General features: G+C 64.1%; 14 protein-coding genes (1 of these 14 running past the window's edge). 11 read left to right on the top strand and 3 right to left on the bottom strand.

The window, feature by feature from the left end:
* Positions 1 to 18: 18 nt before the first annotated feature.
* From B9Y82_RS18580 to B9Y82_RS18550, 7 genes are all read left to right on the top strand, one after another.
* The gene (locus B9Y82_RS18580) at positions 19 to 4,635 is read left to right on the top strand and encodes a tape measure protein (RefSeq protein ID WP_100474845.1); all 4,617 of its coding nucleotides are present in this window, start codon (positions 19 to 21) and stop codon (positions 4,633 to 4,635) included.
* A 5-nt stretch (positions 4,636 to 4,640) separates the two neighbouring features.
* Entirely contained in the window at positions 4,641 to 6,455 is a 1,815-nt protein-coding gene (locus B9Y82_RS18575) for a hypothetical protein (protein ID WP_157804673.1), read from the top strand.
* The gene (locus B9Y82_RS18570) at positions 6,455 to 6,718 is read left to right on the top strand and encodes a hypothetical protein (protein ID WP_099475744.1); all 264 of its coding nucleotides are present in this window, start codon (positions 6,455 to 6,457) and stop codon (positions 6,716 to 6,718) included. Before B9Y82_RS18575 ends, B9Y82_RS18570 begins: the two co-directional genes overlap by 1 nt.
* Complete coding sequence (locus B9Y82_RS18565; RefSeq protein ID WP_100474843.1) at positions 6,718 to 7,416, top strand: hypothetical protein; 699 nt, start codon at positions 6,718 to 6,720, stop codon at positions 7,414 to 7,416. Before B9Y82_RS18570 ends, B9Y82_RS18565 begins: the two co-directional genes overlap by 1 nt.
* A 13-nt stretch (positions 7,417 to 7,429) precedes the next feature.
* Entirely contained in the window at positions 7,430 to 7,798 is a 369-nt protein-coding gene (locus B9Y82_RS18560; protein WP_157804671.1) for a hypothetical protein, read from the top strand.
* A 432-nt stretch (positions 7,799 to 8,230) separates the two neighbouring features.
* A complete protein-coding gene (locus B9Y82_RS18555; RefSeq protein WP_100474841.1) occupies positions 8,231 to 9,163 on the top strand; it encodes an SOS response-associated peptidase family protein in 933 nt (310 codons plus the stop codon).
* A 342-nt stretch (positions 9,164 to 9,505) separates the two neighbouring features.
* Positions 9,506 to 9,790 carry a hypothetical protein gene (locus B9Y82_RS18550; RefSeq protein WP_428993176.1) on the top strand — a complete coding sequence of 95 codons (285 nt, stop codon included), beginning with the start codon at positions 9,506 to 9,508 and terminating at the stop codon, positions 9,788 to 9,790.
* A 41-nt stretch (positions 9,791 to 9,831) separates the two neighbouring features.
* Here the strand turns inward: B9Y82_RS18550 and B9Y82_RS18545 are convergent, their stop codons facing one another.
* Entirely contained in the window at positions 9,832 to 10,530 is a 699-nt protein-coding gene (locus B9Y82_RS18545) for an NYN domain-containing protein (RefSeq protein ID WP_065186841.1), read from the bottom strand.
* A gap of 567 nt (positions 10,531 to 11,097) precedes the next feature.
* Between B9Y82_RS18545 and B9Y82_RS18540 the strand changes: the two genes are divergently transcribed.
* The 3 genes from B9Y82_RS18540 to B9Y82_RS18530 all read left to right on the top strand — a co-directional run bounded on the left by B9Y82_RS18540 (position 11,098) and on the right by B9Y82_RS18530 (position 13,511).
* Positions 11,098 to 11,904: an exodeoxyribonuclease III gene (locus B9Y82_RS18540; protein WP_049448589.1), complete on the top strand. Its 807-nt coding sequence runs from the start codon at positions 11,098 to 11,100 to the stop codon at positions 11,902 to 11,904.
* Positions 11,901 to 13,202 carry an AmpG family muropeptide MFS transporter gene (locus tag B9Y82_RS18535; protein WP_100474839.1) on the top strand — a complete coding sequence of 434 codons (1,302 nt, stop codon included), beginning with the start codon at positions 11,901 to 11,903 and terminating at the stop codon, positions 13,200 to 13,202. Before B9Y82_RS18540 ends, B9Y82_RS18535 begins: the two co-directional genes overlap by 4 nt.
* A gap of 78 nt (positions 13,203 to 13,280) precedes the next feature.
* Complete coding sequence (locus tag B9Y82_RS18530) at positions 13,281 to 13,511, top strand: hypothetical protein (RefSeq protein WP_005420465.1); 231 nt, start codon at positions 13,281 to 13,283, stop codon at positions 13,509 to 13,511.
* Positions 13,512 to 13,583: 72 nt separating this feature from the next.
* Here the strand turns inward: B9Y82_RS18530 and B9Y82_RS18525 are convergent, their stop codons facing one another.
* Positions 13,584 to 14,711, bottom strand: coding sequence for an anhydro-N-acetylmuramic acid kinase (locus B9Y82_RS18525; RefSeq protein ID WP_100475278.1), 1,128 nt, complete (start codon positions 14,709 to 14,711; stop codon positions 13,584 to 13,586).
* A 65-nt stretch (positions 14,712 to 14,776) separates the two neighbouring features.
* Entirely contained in the window at positions 14,777 to 16,249 is a 1,473-nt protein-coding gene (locus B9Y82_RS18520; RefSeq protein WP_100474838.1) for a M23 family metallopeptidase, read from the bottom strand.
* Between the two features lie 167 nt (positions 16,250 to 16,416).
* Here B9Y82_RS18520 and tyrS point away from each other — a divergent pair, with 167 nt between their 5' ends.
* Positions 16,417 to 16,682: the start of a tyrosine--tRNA ligase gene (gene tyrS, locus B9Y82_RS18515; RefSeq protein ID WP_100474837.1), read on the top strand. It continues 946 nt past the right edge of the window; 266 of the gene's 1,212 nt are visible here — the first part of the coding sequence; it begins with the start codon at positions 16,417 to 16,419; the stop codon falls past the right edge of the window.

Here is a 16,682-nt window from a genome sequence, read left to right as displayed (position 1 = left end):
TTTTTTGTGGATGACGGCATGAGCCTTTACACCCTTACCGTAGACCTGTTGCTGAAGTCGGGATCGTTCGAGAGAGACAGCGGGAAGGCCGCGCGTGTTGTAAAGCGCGACATGGAGACAATCCAGGCGTCAATGTCGGATGCTTCGCGTCGTGGCGCGGATGAGGTGTCTGCTGGATTCCGCCGCGTGGCCTTCGAAGCTGTTGGGATGACCTCGGCCTTGGCGGCGGTTAAAGCCGTGATTGGGAAGGCCGATGAGTGGACCAACCTGAACAACCGGCTTCGTCTCGTCACCAAAGACCAAGCGGCGTTCGTTGCAGCCCAGCAAGACGTTGTGCAGATCGCCAAGGCTACGCGGCAGCCGCTCGGTGCGACCGCCGAGCTGTATCAGCGCATCGCAATGAATCAGGATGCACTGGGGCTTTCCGGCGCGGGTCTTGCGCGAGTCGTCGAGACCATCAGCAAGACGATGGTGATCAGTGGCAGCAGTGCGGCCGCTGCCGAGGGCGCGTTGATTCAGTTGGGGCAGGCGTTCGCATCTGGCGCACTGCGGGGTGAGGAACTGAATTCAGTGCTGGAAGGCGCTCCGGCGCTCGCGCAAGAGATTGCTAAGGGGCTGAATGTCCCGATGGGCAAGCTGCGCGAACTTGGGCAAGCCGGAAAGTTGAGCGCTGACCAGGTAATCAACGCTCTCCAGCGCCAGGCCAGTGCGGTTGACGAGGCGTTCGGCAAGATGGACGCGACGGTTGGCCAGTCACTGACCCTGCTCAATACCAATCTTTCGGAGATGATCGGGCGCGCGGATGATGCGACTGGCGCCTCCCAGGCACTTGCAGCTGGCATTGGCCTGCTGGGCAGCAATCTTCAGACGGTCGCCGTTGGCAGCGCCGCAGTGGCCTCCGGCCCATTGGTGAAGGCGCTTCTGTCGCGGGTGGCGGCGGCAAACGCCGCGGTCGCCGCAGATCGCGCTGCAGCTGCCCAGAGTCTGGCAGCCGCTCAGCAGTTGGAGCTGCGTACGCGAGCGGCAATGCTGGATGCTCAGGCCGAAGCTCGCCGGATGCAGGTGATCGGCGGAAGCGTTTCGGTAAGTGCCAAGGCTGCTGCCGCGACGCTGGAGCATAGGCAGGCGACGTTGCTGCTCGCGCAAGCTCAGACTCAGGCCGCTGCGGCGAATGCTGGGTGGCTGGCGCGCGCGGGCTCGGCCACGTTGTCGGTGCTGGGCGGCCCTGCAGGCATCGTCACGATGCTGGCTACGGCGGCAGCCGGCTGGCTGCTCTTCCGAGACAACACTAACACCGCATCAGCTGCACTGATTGACTTCGGTGGCGCCGCCGATGTGGCGATTGAGAAATTTCGGGAGTTGAACCGGCAGCAGCAGGCTGGCGAGATCTTGCGGCTGCAGAAGGAAATCGGTGATGGTTACAAGGAGATCACGGCAACCATCCGTGACATGGCGCTGGAGTCTCAGAGGGGTATCACGAACTCCTACTCGGACGCATACGCGGCTTCGATCCGGCGTCTGGCCGACGAACTCAAGGCCGGCAAGCTCAGCGCTGACGAGTTCAGCGCACGACTTGAACAGGCGAATGCCAAAGTGCTCGAGGGTGCGACCGGCGCGGAGAGGTTCCGCGGTCGCATGGTGGAACAGACCGCAAGCGTCGCAACGCTCGCACGTGAAACCGAGCGTCAGGGCAATGTTCTTGAATCGTTGAATGCCGCCACCACCCAGGCCAAGAGCGCGACCGATGCCCTGTCTGGCTCCTTCAACGTATTGGGCGACTCGGCAGGCGCCGCAGGCAAGCGCATCGCGTCGGCCATGCAGTCGCTGCCGGGTCAGCTCGCCCGCGTGGGCAAGAGTGCAGCCGAAGTCGCACAGCTGGACGTGAATGACTGGTTCAAGGAGGCCCAAGCCAGCGGCGTCGACTTCTCCAAGCGCGATGACCCCAAGGTCAAGCAGTACATCGAGCAGGGCGCACAGTACATCCGGCTCCAGACGGAGCTGGCCGCTGCGCAGAAGAACTTCACGGAGTCGCGCAAGGCGTCGGCAGCCGCTGAGCGCGCCGGCGCCAAGGATCGCACGGCAGACGCGGAAGCGATCAAGCGCTACAACGAGCAGGCTGCAATGGCCGCGGCAACGATGGCCGGGCCGCTGGCCGAGGCCACCGAGCGGCAGAAACAGCTCGAGGACAAGCTCAAGGAAGCGCTGAAGGAAGGGCGCATCGAGCGGGCCGCGTACAACACGCTGGTCCTGGAGTCGCAGAAGGCGTTGGAGCAGTCCAGCGCGGAGATCAAGAATGCCCTCGCCAGCCCCGAGGCGCTCCTTGCGACGATGGATGCCGAGGTCGCCATGCTCGGCAAGGTCGGCCGTGCGCGCGAACTGTCGCGGCGCGAGATGATGAACGAGCGGGACATGCGGCAGGAGCTGCAGAAGGCGGTGGAGGCCGCGGGCAGCAAGGAAGCGCTGGCGCTGTCCAAGGGGGCAGCGAGCTACGAGCAGTACGAGCAGTCCATGCTGGACGCAGCCCGAGCATCGGCCGATCTGTCGCTGCGCGTGGAGGAGGCCGCTGCCAACGTTGAGGCGTGGGCCGGCGTGGTCGTCAACGGCGTGGGCGATGCCGCCGACGCCATGTCCGACTTCGTTGCCGGCGGCGTGCGCGACTTCGACAACCTGTGGGACGACCTGAAGGACACCGCCCGACGCGGGCTGCGCGACCTGACCCGCGAGCTGCTGCAGCAGAAAATCGTGATCCCCATCCAGACTCAGATCCTCAACGGGATGAACGGGCAGGGCGGTGGCTTGAGCCTGCAGAGCATCATGGGGCTGTTCGGTGGGAACGGCACCGCTGGTGGCGGTCAGAACCTGGGCACCATTGCCGGGCTGCTGTCCAAAGGGCAGGGGTTGTTTGGCGCGGGTGCCGCGTCCACCGGAGGAACGGCGGCCGGGTCGATGCTCGGTTTCGGCAACAACGTCGTTGCATTCACAGGTGGAGGAACGGCTGCCGCGGCCGGCGGTGCTGCCTCAGGAGCCGCTGGCGCGGCCACGGGTGCGCTCGGTGCCGTGGCGGCGTTTGCTCCCTATGCTGCCCTGATTGCGATGGGCATGCAGATGGCCGGGAGCGCCTACAAGGAAGGCTTCGGGCTGGAGAACCAGGACAAGTTCGATCTGCTGAAACGTGGTCACTTTGCTTCCGGCGGTCTGCTGACCCCGGTCATGCTCGACAGCATGTCGCTGGACTACCTCGGCCGCGCGCTGGGCATGAACCGGAAGACGGCGGCGATCTTCTCGGGTAGCTCGCTGATGGGCAAGGCGTTTGGTCGCAGTGCCCCGAAGATCACCGGCCAGGGCATCACGGGTTCGTACGGATTCGGTGGACTGGACGGTCAGAGCTACGCGGATGTGAAGCAGAAGGGCGGGTGGTTCCGATCCGACAAGAAGTGGACGCAGTACGGTGCCCTGGATCCGGGCATCGATCGCACGTTCGACATGGCTGCACGGCAGATCCGGGGCGCAACAACGGACCTGGCCAAGCAGTTGGGCGTGGACCTGTCGCGTCAGCTGGCAGGCGTCAAAGTCAGCCTGGGCAAGCTGCAGCTGTCGGCGGATTCGGAGGAGGCGCAGAAGCAGCTCGAAAGCTACCTGGCCGACATGCAGGACCGCCTGTACACCGAGGCGGTGAGGGCAGCGGGGTTCGGTGGGCAACTGGATGGCTTCTACAGCTCAGCCGATGTTTTTGGAGCGTTGAGCGCATCGATCCAGCTGGCGGTGGGCAATGCGGACGACCTCGGACGGGCGTTGAATGGCCTGGAGATCGACAAGGTCAACAAGGCCGTGGACTACTTCCAGGAGCTGGCAGCGGTGGCTGGCACGGACTTGGCCACACAGATCCAGAAGGTCAGCGGCCTGTTGGGCAACTACTCCACGCTGATGGCGGACGTTTCCACGCAGCTCATGACCGGCGACCTGTCCAGCTACCAGCAGCAGGCGCTGAGCATCGAGCGAACGTACCGGCAGCAGGTGAAGTCGGCCAACGACTACGCCAAGGCCCTGGGCTTGTCCGGTGCACGTGCCGAGGACCTGGCCAAGATCGAAGCGCTGCGCGCGATGAACATGGGCAAGCTGCAGGCACAGATCGACAAGGACAAGAAGGCCATGCAGTACGGCCTGTCGATCAGCGACCTGTCTCCGCTGACGGACCAGGAGAAGCTGGGCGAGGCGATGAAGGAGCTGCAGCGGGCGGTGGCCGGTGGGGACACCAGCGCTGCGCAGGCTGCGGCCCAGGCGGCCCTAGGCTTCGGTCGGAACCTCTACGCCAGTGGCAAGGACTACAACGGGCTGTACGACCAGGTGACCGGGCTCATCGACGGCATGAAGGTGGGCAACCTCGACAAGGATGACGGCACCAGCATGGGCCAACTGGCGGACGCTATCGAGGCCCTGCCGGACAACTTCAGCCGTGCCGTGTTCGACCTGGTGGTGGACAACAAGGCTCAGGCGGAGACGACGGCAGCAGTACGGGAAACCAATGCACTTCTGACCGATGCCCGCTCACTGCTGCAGGACCTGGTCTCCGTGACGACGCAAGGGGTGCGGACCAGCACCAGCTCGGCCATTCGCGCGGCTCTCAACGCAAGGTAAGTCACATGAAAGCAAGGAAAATAACCCTGATCGAGATCGGGGCAGGGCCGCTTCCATCGGTGACCCCTGTTCCGCTGCGGGAATCCTCTTGGTTCCCGATCGCGTACGTGTCTCCGGATGTGCCACCGGTGGAGGGTGTGGTGCCCAATCCGGTCGCCGATGGCGTGCTCATCGAGTGGGACGCCGTAGACCAGGAGGGGGTGATCTACATCATTGAGCGCGGACCAACAGCGCAGGGGCCGTGGACGGAGATCGCCCGGGTGGTTGAAACCCGCTATCTCTACAGCGATGGCAGTGGGCAGGAATGGTGGTTCAAGATCACCGCCAGCGTGCGCGGCAAGGCGGGAGAGGGTTCCATCATTCCGGTGAAGCCCCCGCCGACGGCGCAGGAGATCATCGACCTGATCGAAGAGCAAAACCGGCTCGGTCAAGAGATGGCAGCGGGGTTCGCCGAGCAGGCACAGCAGATCGCCAATCTGGACGCTGCCTTGAATGCGGCTGTCTTTGACCCTGAGATGGCATACAACCCGGGGGCGGTCGTTAAGTGGGAAGGCGGGCTGTACTACGCACTCGTGGAAACGAAAGGGAATTTGCCATCGGATGCGGCGTTCTGGAAGAAGATCGGCGACTACAGCTCCTTGGCGGAGGCGGTAGGGGCTCAAGGCTTGCAGCTGACAAATCACAGCGTTCGCATCGAGCAGACGGAGAATGGCCTGGCGGTCATCTCCGAGCGCGTTGATGGTGTGGCAACGGCGCTGGAACAAAAGGCAGACGCGGCTGCATTGAACGCCCTATCGAGCCGGGTGAGCGAGAGTGAGGATGGAATCCGAGCCAACGCCGAGGCAATCTCCGCAGCCAACGCGGCGATTGCAGGAAAGGCGGACACGTCCGCAGTGACGGCACTGTCCACCACGGTGCAACAGCAGGGCGAGAGCATCGCGGCGAACGCATCGGCGCTGACCAGCGTACGGTCTGAGCTGGGCGGCAGCGGAAACCTTGCATTCAACACGGGATTTGAGTGGGATGCGGGTGGATGGGACTGGATCTGGAATCCGGCCGGCTTCCAGGTGATGCGCAGGGATTGGTGGTCTGCGGACTGGTTCCCTGTCGGGGGGCATACGATTGGCTCAGCCGCCAACGGTGGGGCCGCGAGCTACAACATCCTGCGCAACGGAGCCAACGTGTCCTGCAAGCCTGGGGAGAGGTTCTGCGCCTCGACCAAGTTCCTGGCACATCGATGCGATATCGCCTTCGGCATGATCTTCTACGATGCCGATGGCATTCAGATCGGGGAGCCGCAGGCGGCAGCGTCCGCACGCAATCCGCAGGGTGGTTCGGTGTACGCCAACTATGCCACCTCTACGCGATTCGCCACTGCGCCTGCTGGTGCCGCATCTGTGCGCCCTGTGCTGTTCGTTTGGACCACGACCGAAACCAGCTGCAACTTCTGGCTGCTTGAGCCGATCTTTGCCCGCGTGACGGCGCAGCAGACGGTGCCGCCTCCCTACCAGCTCGGCGTTCGCGGCATGGATTACAAATATGCTTCGGTCACCCAAGCGATTGAGGCACGAACGACGATCAATGAGAACGGGATCGCCGAGTATCGAGCCAGCTGGACCATGTCGCTTGACGCCAATGGTCGGGTGGCCGGTATACGTTCGGTGAACAACGGCACGACGAGCACGATTGATTTTCTGTTCGACAAGGTGCGATTTGTGTCACCTGGCAACGGCCGGCGGATGGAATACAGCGATGGGCACTTCACCGGATACGACGAGAACAACAAGCGGCGCATCCGTCTTGGAACATGGAGCAGCTGATGCCTACTGGACTGCAATGCTGGGACGAGTTCGGCAACATCACCGTTGACCTGACTAGCCGAATGACCCGGCTTCTTGGAGTTGTGAATCAGAGCGCCGGTGGATCGCTTCAAGAGCCTGCGCTCTCGCAGGGAATCCCATTCGTGCTACCGATCCTTGACCAGAACGGCCTCATGTATCCGGTCGATATCACCGTGCCGACTATCAGCGGCACAAGCGTTAGTTGGACCACACCTGCGAACTTCTACTTTGGGACGTACTGATGCCTGCCGGGTTCCAGTTCATCAACAACAATGACAACGTCATCATCGACGAAAATTTCTTCAACTACGCCTTCATTTCAAAGCACACGCTGACCTTCCAGACTGCAGCAGGGCCGGTCACAGGAGGCTTCGGAAACCAAGCCTTCCTGACCGTCACCGGCGACAGACCATTGGTGGCCGCGCGCTGCAGCAAACCATTCACCGTGAGTCGTGCGCGCCAGGTGAGCGGGGGGTGGGAGTTCGGCTGGATCAGCGTGCATGGAGGCGGTGCTGCAGTCGGCGACACAATTGAGGTATTCGTGTTTGACCGACCTCCCGTCCGGTCCGGCCCGGGCTTCGGATTGCAGGTGTTCGACGCCCAGGAACGCGTTGTTTTCGACTCGCAGAACCGGTACATGCGCGTGGTGGATGCTCGCACCCTGGTGGGCTCTACGCCGTCCGCAGACGTGAACTTAGGTCCAGGCACCTACGCGCAGATCATCACCGTGCCGGGCTTTCGCTGGACCGGCGTGCAAGCCTCGCCTAGCGCGGATTGGCAGTGGGCTTGCTTCGCTGGCTTGCTTACATCAAACGGAAACGGCTACACGGTCGCCCAAGGGACGACTGGGGAGGGGACATATGCATTCTTTGGCAATCCGGCGCCGCGGGCGATTAGCAGCCAGATGCACATCATGACCGTAAACGTGGCGGGGTACTGACATGGAGACCAACATGGCGTTGATAAGCGAGAGCGCGGCCTTCGGAACTCGGGTGGAAGCAATTGCGCCGCGCATAGGCATCGACTGGAACCCGTACACCAACGATGGCCCCGTAACATTCCACTTCGAGAAGCTGACCACACAGGCAGACGGCACGGTGTTGGAGCGCACCTTTCTGGGCGTCCTTCCCGCAAAGATCAGTGACCTGTTAGCAATGACATACGTCATCACCAACCCGCTGACCGGTGAAGAAAGCACTGAACCTGGGTGGAAGCTCATGGCGATGATCAAGGCAGCGACCGATGCCGTCTATCTTGCGAGCCTGCAGCCACCATCAGGCGCGGCACAGCTGCCCCCGGTGGATCCCGGACCGACCGCTTGAGGGGCTGTCCCCTGCAAACGAGTTTGCGGCGGTGTCGGCGTGAGAGCGGGGTGCTGATGGTTTTGCCGGTTCAGAAATAGTCGACGTGGAAAATTGGTGTGGAAGGTGAAATGCTCATATCACTTCTTAGTGGAGTAGATGGGCATGAATGATCGTTTCAGTTTTGAGGCCTTCCATGACGTACGGAGAGGTTGCGAAATAACAGTCAATGTTGTGACCGATGGTTCAATTGCAGCCAGCTTTCGAGTTGAACATGGCAGCACACTTCTCGTAGAGGAGGAACTCGTCGATAGCTTTGATTGCGTTATGGCAGCGCGGGAGGCAGGGTTTTCGGCGGCCGGGACGTGGATGGCCGTTAACTGGCCATAGCGCCTCTTTTGACGCTGGGCTTCCTCACGCCGCCACGACGGTGGCTGCGGCCAGATTGCGCCCATGTGCTATTCCGCCCAGATCACCGCCGCCTATCAGAAGCTGGTCCGGATGACCGGCGCCACCCTGTCGCTGCAGGAGTTCGCCGCGCTCTACGCGCATGACCCGGGCAAGAAGCGGCCCAAGACGCCGAAGGCCATGGATGACGCCTTCCGGGCTGGCGCTAGCCCGGCGGAGCTGGCGGTGTGGGCCGAGATCGAGCAATGGAACAGGGCCGAGGCCACCATCCTGGAGCAGGAGCTGTTCGCCAACCGCAAGCGGCTGGCCGACGCTGAGCGCGCGCTGCAGGTGAAGGAGACGAAGAAGGCTCGGGAGGATGTGCGGATCGCCGGCAACAAGATCGAGCGGGCCAAGGCACGGCTGGCGGACCTGCAGCGCGTTGAGCCGAAGGACCGCGACAGCCGCATCTTCCCCGGCGTCTACGCCCCGGTGATCATCTCCGAGGGCGGGAAGCTGGTCATCAAGCCGATGCGCTACCAGTGCCGCCTGGCCGGGAAGCCGGCCAACTACGACCAGCGCTTCCCCGGCACCTACAACGCCCGCCGCGACAGCCTGGAGAAGTTCTGGGCGCCGGCGTTCGGACACACCCACGGCCTGATGGTGGTCGACACGTTCTACGAGAACGTCGAGGGGCCGGACGGGAAGAACCAGGTGGTGCAGTTCACCCCGCGCACGGGCGAGCCGATGCTGGTCGCGTGCCTGTGGTCGCACTGGAAGGACCCGGCCGGCAAAGAGCCGGATCTGCTGTCGTTCGCTGCCATCACCGACGACCCCGAGCCCGAGGTGGCTGCCGCCGGCCACGACCGGACCATCATCAACATCAAGCCCGAGCACGTCGAAGCGTGGCTCAACCCGGACCCCGCTGACCTGGTCAGCCTGTACCGGATCTTCGACGACAAGCGGCACCCGTTCTACGAGCATCGGCTGGCGGCGTAGGGAACTACCGATCCTGCCGCGCGCAGTTGCCCTATGGCACTGGTGAGGCGGGACGAGCATGCTGGCCATGCCGGACTCGGGGCCTATGGCAGCTCAACCCGGGGGCGCGTGAGCAGCGCCGCGCCGGCACAGAGTCGAGCCAGGCTCTGCCCTGCAATTCGGCCAAATTGACCATTTCGTCAAATCGCCGGTGCAGCGCTTAACAACTCCATCCCCTAACGATTCAGGCAGGACGCCAACGCGATCGCGGCCCTTGAGACGACTGGCCGTATGCTGCCGGCCATGACGCTCCCCCCTGACTTTCGCTGGACGACCCGGTCTGCCAGCCTCCCCGATGACCCGTTGACCGTGGTCGCCTGCCACAGCGTGTGGGTGGTGGCCATGATCCGTCGGGTGAACGACGGCATCTGGATTGCCTCGCTGGACCGGCACCGGCATGGCCCGGGCGGTCCGTTCCGCGTGTGCAGCAGCTACGAGCAGGGCCGCGCGGGGGCCGAGCTGTGGGTGACCAGGCACGAGGCCAGGCTGCGGGAGGATGTGGCCGCCATCTTGGCCTGGCAGGAGAGGGTCCGCGGCAACCGGCTGGCCAAGGCCGACCTGAAACCGCCGTTCGGCTGGATGGGGTAGGGCCAGGACCAGGCGACGTTCGGTCGGCGGGACGCGGTTCTTCAGCAAGCCTGTGGGGTTGTCGCCGAAGGATCAACGGGTAGCAGATCCACCAACGATCGTGCACTGGCCGGAATCAAAAGGTCGCAATTCTCGGACATCTCTTCCTTCACCCCATGCGCGAGGGTGAAGAGGTGGAGCTGCGCGCCCTCGCGTCTAGCAAACTTCATAGCCGGCACGAAATCGCTGTCTGCCGTAACCATCGCGATCACGTCGACATGCTTCTTCAGGGTTAAGGCGGCGATATCCATGCCGATTCGCATGTCGACGCCCTTCTGACGTATCACCGGCTTCAAGTCGGTTGGGCGAACTTGCAGCGTGCTGTTTTCAGAATCGAACCTCGCCGCTGAACGCTTCAATTTTTTGAACTGGGCGCTCCAGCCGTCGTGCGTACACTCTCCTTTGCGGAGAGCAAAGTGCGGTAGCTTCGCTACCTCTTTGAGCAGCGCTACGTTCTCGTTGAACACATCTGTACTGCCGTACTCGATTGATTCTCCCGTGAGCGGGTGATCGACTGATCGACCCAAGGGAGCTGCGTCGTAGTAGTAGATGCGGTGAAGTTCAAATCCCGATACAGCTTCATGCTTGCGAATAGAGGCGACCAACCGCTCAATGTTCGAAGCCGTCACTCCGCCAAGATCTCGCTTGATCTTGCGCTTGACGAACCCCGCATCCAATAGCAGCGCGTACCTCTTACCCACGGTATCCCCTTCCTTTGGGCAAAAAAAAGCCGGTTGCAGGTGGAGGTCGAGCCTCTCTTATATGTCACCTGCAAACGGCCGTGTTTTCTTTTGGATGGGGCCTATGGCCCTTCCGTGGACGAATTATTCCCATGGGAAGATGGCTTCGCAAGCCGCCAAGGATGCCTTCTATTCGGCGGATATCCACAGGCTTATCCACTGAAACTCCCAAGATGTTGTGGTTGAGGATCGCCTCTTCCTACATGTTGTGGTCTCAGCCGCTGCGACATTGGCTTGTTTAGTTCAGCTTCCATTCAGTATGCATCGTGGAGCAAAAGTAGATTTTTTCAGGTTAGGCAAACACTTAGGCAAGGTGCCCTTCGCTAATGCCCGCTTGGAATCGACACAGCGCGGTGCAGCTGGACCGCAGAGAACCCGGGCGGGCCTTACCGTATGGCAATGTGGATCTGTGAGACGTAGTCTTGCGGGCGCAATTGTGTTGGTACGCAGCGCCTGAAATAGTTGGTACTGGTGTTGGTACGGAAGGCACGAAGCTCCATAGACCTCCTTTAAGAACAATAGGTTACTGTGACTTTTCGCATCATCAGTTTCAACGCCAATGGCATCCGTTCCGCCGCGACCAAGGGCTTCCTCGACTGGTTCCGTGCCCAGGACGCCGACGTCCTGTGCATCCAGGAAACCAAGGCCCAGGAAGACCAGCTGACCGACCCGATGTTCCGCCCCGATGGCCACCACTGTTTCTACCGCGACGCCATCACCAAGAAGGGCTACAGCGGCGTGGCGATCTACAGCAAGCGCGAGCCGGACCAAGTCATCACCTCGCTGGGCTGGGCCCCGTTCGACGACGAAGGCCGCTACATCGAGGCCCGCTACGGCAACCTCAGCGTGGTCTCCTTCTATATTCCGTCCGGCAGCTCGGGCGACCTGCGCCAGGGCTTCAAGTTCGAAGTGATGGAATGGCTGCGGCCGATCCTCGAGGAGTGGGCGCGCAGCGGTCGCGACTACGTGCTGTGCGGCGACTGGAACATCGTGCGTTCGGCGCTGGACATCAAGAACTGGAAGTCCAATCAGAAGAATTCCGGCTGCCTGCCGGAGGAGCGTGACTGGCTCAACGCCCTGTGCGCCGACCACGGCCAGGCGACCGATGTCGCCGCTGGCCGCGGCTGGGCCGATGCCTACCGCCTGCTCAACCCCACCGGCGAGGACTACACCTGGTGGAGCAACCGTGGCGCCGCCCGCGCCAACAATGTCGGTTGGCGCATCGATTACCAGTTCATCACCCCGGGCCTGCGTGACCGCCTGCGCAGCTGCTCGATCTACCGCGACGAGCGCTTCTCCGACCACGCGCCGTTCACCGTGGACTACGACCTGTGACCGAGGCCGCCACGCCGGTCAGCTACAAGGGCTGGGCAGGCATCAAGCGCGCCTTTGGTACCCCGTCGGCGCTGACCATGGCCATGCTCGGGTTCGGCAGCGGCCTGCCGTTCCTGCTGATCGCTTCGCAGACGCTGTCCACGCGCCTGCGAGACGTCGGCCTGGACCTGGGCAGCATCGGCCTGATCAGCCTGGCCAGCTTCTTCTACCTGCTCAAGTTCCTGTGGGCACCGCTGCTGGACCGCTATGCCTTTCCGCTGCTGGGCGGGCTCGGCCGCCGCCGTTCGTGGCTGCTGGTGTCGCAGGTGCTGGTGCTGGTTGGCCTGGTCGCGCTGGCCTTCGTGCGGCCGGAGGAGGGTGTCTGGCCACTGGTGATGTGGGTGCTGGTGGCGTCGTTCGCCGGTGCCACCCAGGACTCCGCCGTCGATGCCTATCGCATCGAGATCGCACCGCAGGCCGCCCAGGCGGCGCTGGCGGCCACCTATACGCTGGGTTACCGGATCGGCCTGATCCTGGCCGGTGCTGGCGCGCTGTACCTGGCGCAGTTCGAAGGCTGGATCGTCGCCTATCTGGCGATGGCAGCGCTGATGCTGCTGCCGATCGTCACCACCCTGCTGTGCGCCGAACCGGAGCGCCCGGCCATCGCCGTGCAGCGCCGCATCGATATCGCCGAAGCATTCGTCCAGCCCATCTCCAGCTTCTTCAGCCGCAATGGCGTGGCGCTGGCGCTGGTGCTGCTGGCCTTCGTCGGCCTGTTCAAGTTCCCCGATCAGGTGATCGGTGTGATGGCCGGGCCGTTCTATCTCGATTCGGGGTTCGACAAGGCCGACATCGCCACCGTGTCCAAGCTGTTCGGCGTGTGGATGGGAATCGGCGGCGCGTTCCTGGGCGGCATCGCGGTAGCCGCGTTCGGCTTCCGCCGCATGCTGCTGGTGGCCGCACTGGGCGTGGCGCTGTCCAATCTCGCCTTCCTGCTGATGGCGCACAATCCGGGCAAGCTGTGGGCGTTCTATGCCGCGCTCAGTGCCGACAACCTGTTCCAGGGCTTTGCCGGCACCGTGCTGGTCGCCTTCATGTCGTCGCTGACCGACCGCAACTTCACCGCCACCCAATACGCGCTGCTGGTCTCGCTGGCCAACCTGCCGGGCAAGTTCGTCGGCGGTGTCTCCGGTTATATCGTCGAAGCCACGTCCTACAGCACGTTCTTCATCCTCAGCTCGATCACCGTGGTGCCGACCCTGCTGCTGCTGGCGTGGCTGTGGCCGCGGATCACCGACCGCGGGCCGCCGGTCACCTGATTGCCTGCCCGCCCCGACTGCGGGATCATCGCCCCCGACGCGCCGAGGGGGCGGTGCCCTGCGAACGGGGAAGTGAGCATGGCCGATGTTGTGCTGCGGGACCTGGACCCGCTGCTGCTGGAACGTATCCGACGCGTCGCGGTTGCCCGCGGCTGGACCCACGAACAGACCTGCGCCGCCTTGCTGGAGCAGGGCCTGTTCAGTAGCGAACTGGAGGTCCGCTCCGGCTTCGGCGATCCCGAAGTGGACGCGCTCTCCGACGCCATCGCCGCCCTGCAGGCCCTGCCCGCAGGACAGGGCTTCGATTAGCGCCTTTGGGGAGTCGAGCCATGCTCGACTGCCGTTCCCGGTAGATCCACGCCATGCGCGGATGGCACCACCTCACGCCAGGTGGATCGCGCCCAGGATCCGCGGCCCTTTCGCCCCGGTCACGCTCGGCAGGTTGCCGGCCAGCCCGTCCATCGTCCGCTGCGCCAGCCAGGCAAAGCCCATCGCCTCGACGTACTCCGGGTCCAGCCCGTGCACCGCGCTGGACTCCACCTGCACTCCCGGCAGCCGCGCCGCCAGGCGCTTCATCAGCTGCTGGTTGCGCACGCCACCGCCACAGACCAGCAGGCGCCGGGTCTGCGGCTGCTGCGCCAGCAGCGCATCGACTACGGTCGCCACGGTCAGCTCCAGCAGGGTGGCCTGCACATCGGCGGCGGCGTACTGGCCTTCGTCCATATGCGCCTCGGCCCATGCCAGGTGGAACTGTTCGCGGCCCGTGCTCTTCGGCGGCGGAAGCGTGAACCACGGGTCGGACCGCCAGCTGGCCAACAGGCTCTCGTCCACCGCACCACTGGCGGCATACGCGCCGTCGGCATCGAAGGTGCGGCCGGTGTGGCGCTGGCACCAGGCATCCATCAGCGCGTTGGCCGGGCCGGTATCGAAGCCACGCACCGCGCCCTCGCGCGGGATCAGGGTCAGGTTGGCGATGCCGCCCAGGTTGAGCACCGCGCGGTCTTCATCGGCCGTGCCCAGCATGCCCAGATGGAAGGCCGGCATCAGCGGCGCACCATGGCCCCCGGCCGCCACGTCGCGGCGGCGGAAGTCGGACACCGTGGTGATCCCGGTCAGCTCGGCGATGCGGTTGCCGTCGCCCAGTTGTACGGTGAACGCCGGGTCGGCCAGCGGGCGGTGGCGCACGGTCTGCCCATGCGAGCCGATCGCGCGCACCTGGCTGCGGTCCACGCCGGCTTCGGCCAGCAGCTGGTTGGCGGCGTCGGCGAAGTTGATCGCGATCCGCGCATCCAGCTCGCCCAGTTCCTCCAGCGAGTCCAGCGGTCCACCTTCACCCAGCGCCACCAGCCGCGCACGTAGCACCGGCTCCCAGCGGGCGGTCAGGCCGTGCACGAAGCGGCAGCCACCGCCACTGGGGAACTGCACCAGCGCGGCATCGATGCCATCGGCGCTGGTGCCCGACATCAGGCCAAGGTAAAGGGGGGCGTCAACGTCGGCAGTCGTGTTCATGGCAGGCATAAAAAAAGGACGCGGCAAGCTTGGGCTGCCGCGTCCTTCTTCGTCAACGCAGGGGCTCAGCCGCGCTTGCGGCCGGTCGCCTGCTTGTCCTTGGCACTGGCCACCTCGGGGGCGGCCTCGTCGCGGCTGGTCGGTGCCGGGCTGGCATCGGCGTAGATCAGCTTCTCCATGCCCTGGATGCGCGCCATCGCCGGTGCGGTCTGCGCGCGGAAGGCGACCAGCTCGGCACCCTTCAGCGGCTCCGGCGGCGGCATGGTTACGGTCAGCGGGTTGCGGTGCTCGCCGTTGACGCGGAATTCGTAGTGCAGGTGCGGGCCGGTCGCCAGGCCGGTCGAGCCGACATAGCCGATCACCGTGCCCTGGGCCACGCGCTGGCCTGTCTTGATGTTCGCAAAGCGCGACATGTGGCCGTACAGGGTGGTGTGGCCACGGCCGTGGTCGAGGATCACCACGTTGCCGTAGCCGCGCTGCACGCCGGCGAACTGCACGCGGGCGTCGCCGGCGGCCATGATCGGGGTGCCGGTGCGCGCAGCGTAGTCCACGCCCTTGTGCATGCGCATCTTGCCCAGCACCGGGTGCTTGCGCGCACCGAAGGTCGAGCTCAGCCGCGCGAACGGGATCGGCATGCGGATGAAGCTCTTCTTCAGCGAGCGGCCGTTGATGTCGTAGTACTCGGACTTGCCGTTGCGGTCGAAGCGGAAGCCGGAATAGGTCTTGCCCCCGGTGGTGAAGGTCGCCGCCAGGATCTTGCTGGTGTCCACCTTCTCGCCTTCGCGCCAGGTCTCATCCATCACCACGCTGAAGCGATCGCCCGGTTGCAGGTCTTTCGAGAAGTCGATGTCGTACTTGAAAATGTCGTCGGTCATCGTCGCGATCGCCGACGGCGACAGCCCGGCCCGGCGGGCTGCGGCATACAGCGAACTGGTGATCTCGCCGCTGGTGACCACGGTGCGCGTGGAAGTCTCGCGCTGGGTCACCTTCTCCTTGATGTCATCGCCGGCCAGGCTCAGTTCGACCCGGTTGTCGGCATCCCGGTCGAAACGGATGCTGCGCAGGTCGCCGGACAGCGGCATGTCGAAGGCGATCTCGGCACCCGGGCGAAGCTTGGTCAGCGCCTCACGCGCGCCCGGGTGGTCCAGTACCCGGTGCAGGGTGGTGGCCGGGATGCCAGCCTTGTCGAACAGGTCGCTCAGGGTCTGGCCGCGCTGCACCCGCAGCACCTGCCAGCTGTCACCGGGCACCTGCTGCTGGCGGGCCATCGCCAGCGGTGGCAACGGCAGCGCCAGGCTGGTGTGGCTGTCGGCGTAAGGTGCATCGATGGTGTGCGAGAAGCCGGGGACGATCGTCGCCACCAGGGCGCCGATGGTCGCGAACAGGCTGGCGTGCATCCAATGGCGGCGGGTCCAGCGCTCATTGAAGGCGGCGGGAAGATGATGCCTGAGCTTCCGATGCAGGGCGTTGTCGTGCAGGACGTGGAGGCGTTCCTGGAAGCGCTGCTTGCGTGCGCGCCCTTGTTCGGAATTGTGCATCTGCGGTTTTTTCCTGGCGGCCCGGGAGCGCGGGCCTGATCGCCGGTTACCATAGACACCTGAGAAAACCGCGTCAAACCCTTGTGCCCATTGGCTTTTGTGAAGCCAATCGGGTTAACTTTGCTTTAACACCCCACACAAGAATCGGCGTTGCCGGGAGTAGTCACGTGTCCTCGATTGAAGAAGCCCTTGCCCTGATCGGCCGCGGTGCCGACGAGATCCTCAAGCTCGAGGATCTGCGTGCGCGCCTGCAGGAAGGCCGCCCGCTGCGGATCAAGGCCGGCTTCGACCCCACTGCGCCCGACCTGCACCTGGGCCATACGGTGCTGCTGAACAAGATGCGCCAGTTCCAGGACCTCGGCCACCAGGTCATTTTCCTGATCGGCGACTTCACCGGCATGATCGGGGACCCGTCCGGCAAGAGCCTGACCCG

Source organism: Stenotrophomonas maltophilia, from assembly GCF_002799155.1.
GTDB lineage: Bacteria > Pseudomonadota > Gammaproteobacteria > Xanthomonadales > Xanthomonadaceae > Stenotrophomonas > Stenotrophomonas maltophilia_R.
Note: the sequence above shows the minus strand (reverse complement) of the source record. Positions and strands in the feature narration are given on the sequence as shown.

Excerpts from the sequence above, each read along its gene's own strand:
- B9Y82_RS18575 (WP_157804673.1), top strand. The coding sequence starts at position 4,641 with ATGAAAGCAAGGAAAATAACCCTGATCGAGATCGGGGCAGGGCCGCTT.
- B9Y82_RS18530 (WP_005420465.1), top strand. The coding sequence starts at position 13,281 with ATGGCCGATGTTGTGCTGCGGGACCTGGACCCGCTGCTGCTGGAACGT.
- B9Y82_RS18565 (WP_100474843.1), top strand. The coding sequence starts at position 6,718 with ATGCCTGCCGGGTTCCAGTTCATCAACAACAATGACAACGTCATCATC.
- B9Y82_RS18560 (WP_157804671.1), top strand. The coding sequence starts at position 7,430 with ATGGCGTTGATAAGCGAGAGCGCGGCCTTCGGAACTCGGGTGGAAGCA.
- B9Y82_RS18570 (WP_099475744.1), top strand. The coding sequence starts at position 6,455 with ATGCCTACTGGACTGCAATGCTGGGACGAGTTCGGCAACATCACCGTT.
- B9Y82_RS18580 (WP_100474845.1), top strand. The coding sequence starts at position 19 with ATGAGCCTTTACACCCTTACCGTAGACCTGTTGCTGAAGTCGGGATCG.
- B9Y82_RS18520 (WP_100474838.1), bottom strand. The coding sequence starts at position 16,249 with ATGCACAATTCCGAACAAGGGCGCGCACGCAAGCAGCGCTTCCAGGAA.
- B9Y82_RS18525 (WP_100475278.1), bottom strand. The coding sequence starts at position 14,711 with ATGAACACGACTGCCGACGTTGACGCCCCCCTTTACCTTGGCCTGATG.
- B9Y82_RS18555 (WP_100474841.1), top strand. The coding sequence starts at position 8,231 with ATGTGCTATTCCGCCCAGATCACCGCCGCCTATCAGAAGCTGGTCCGG.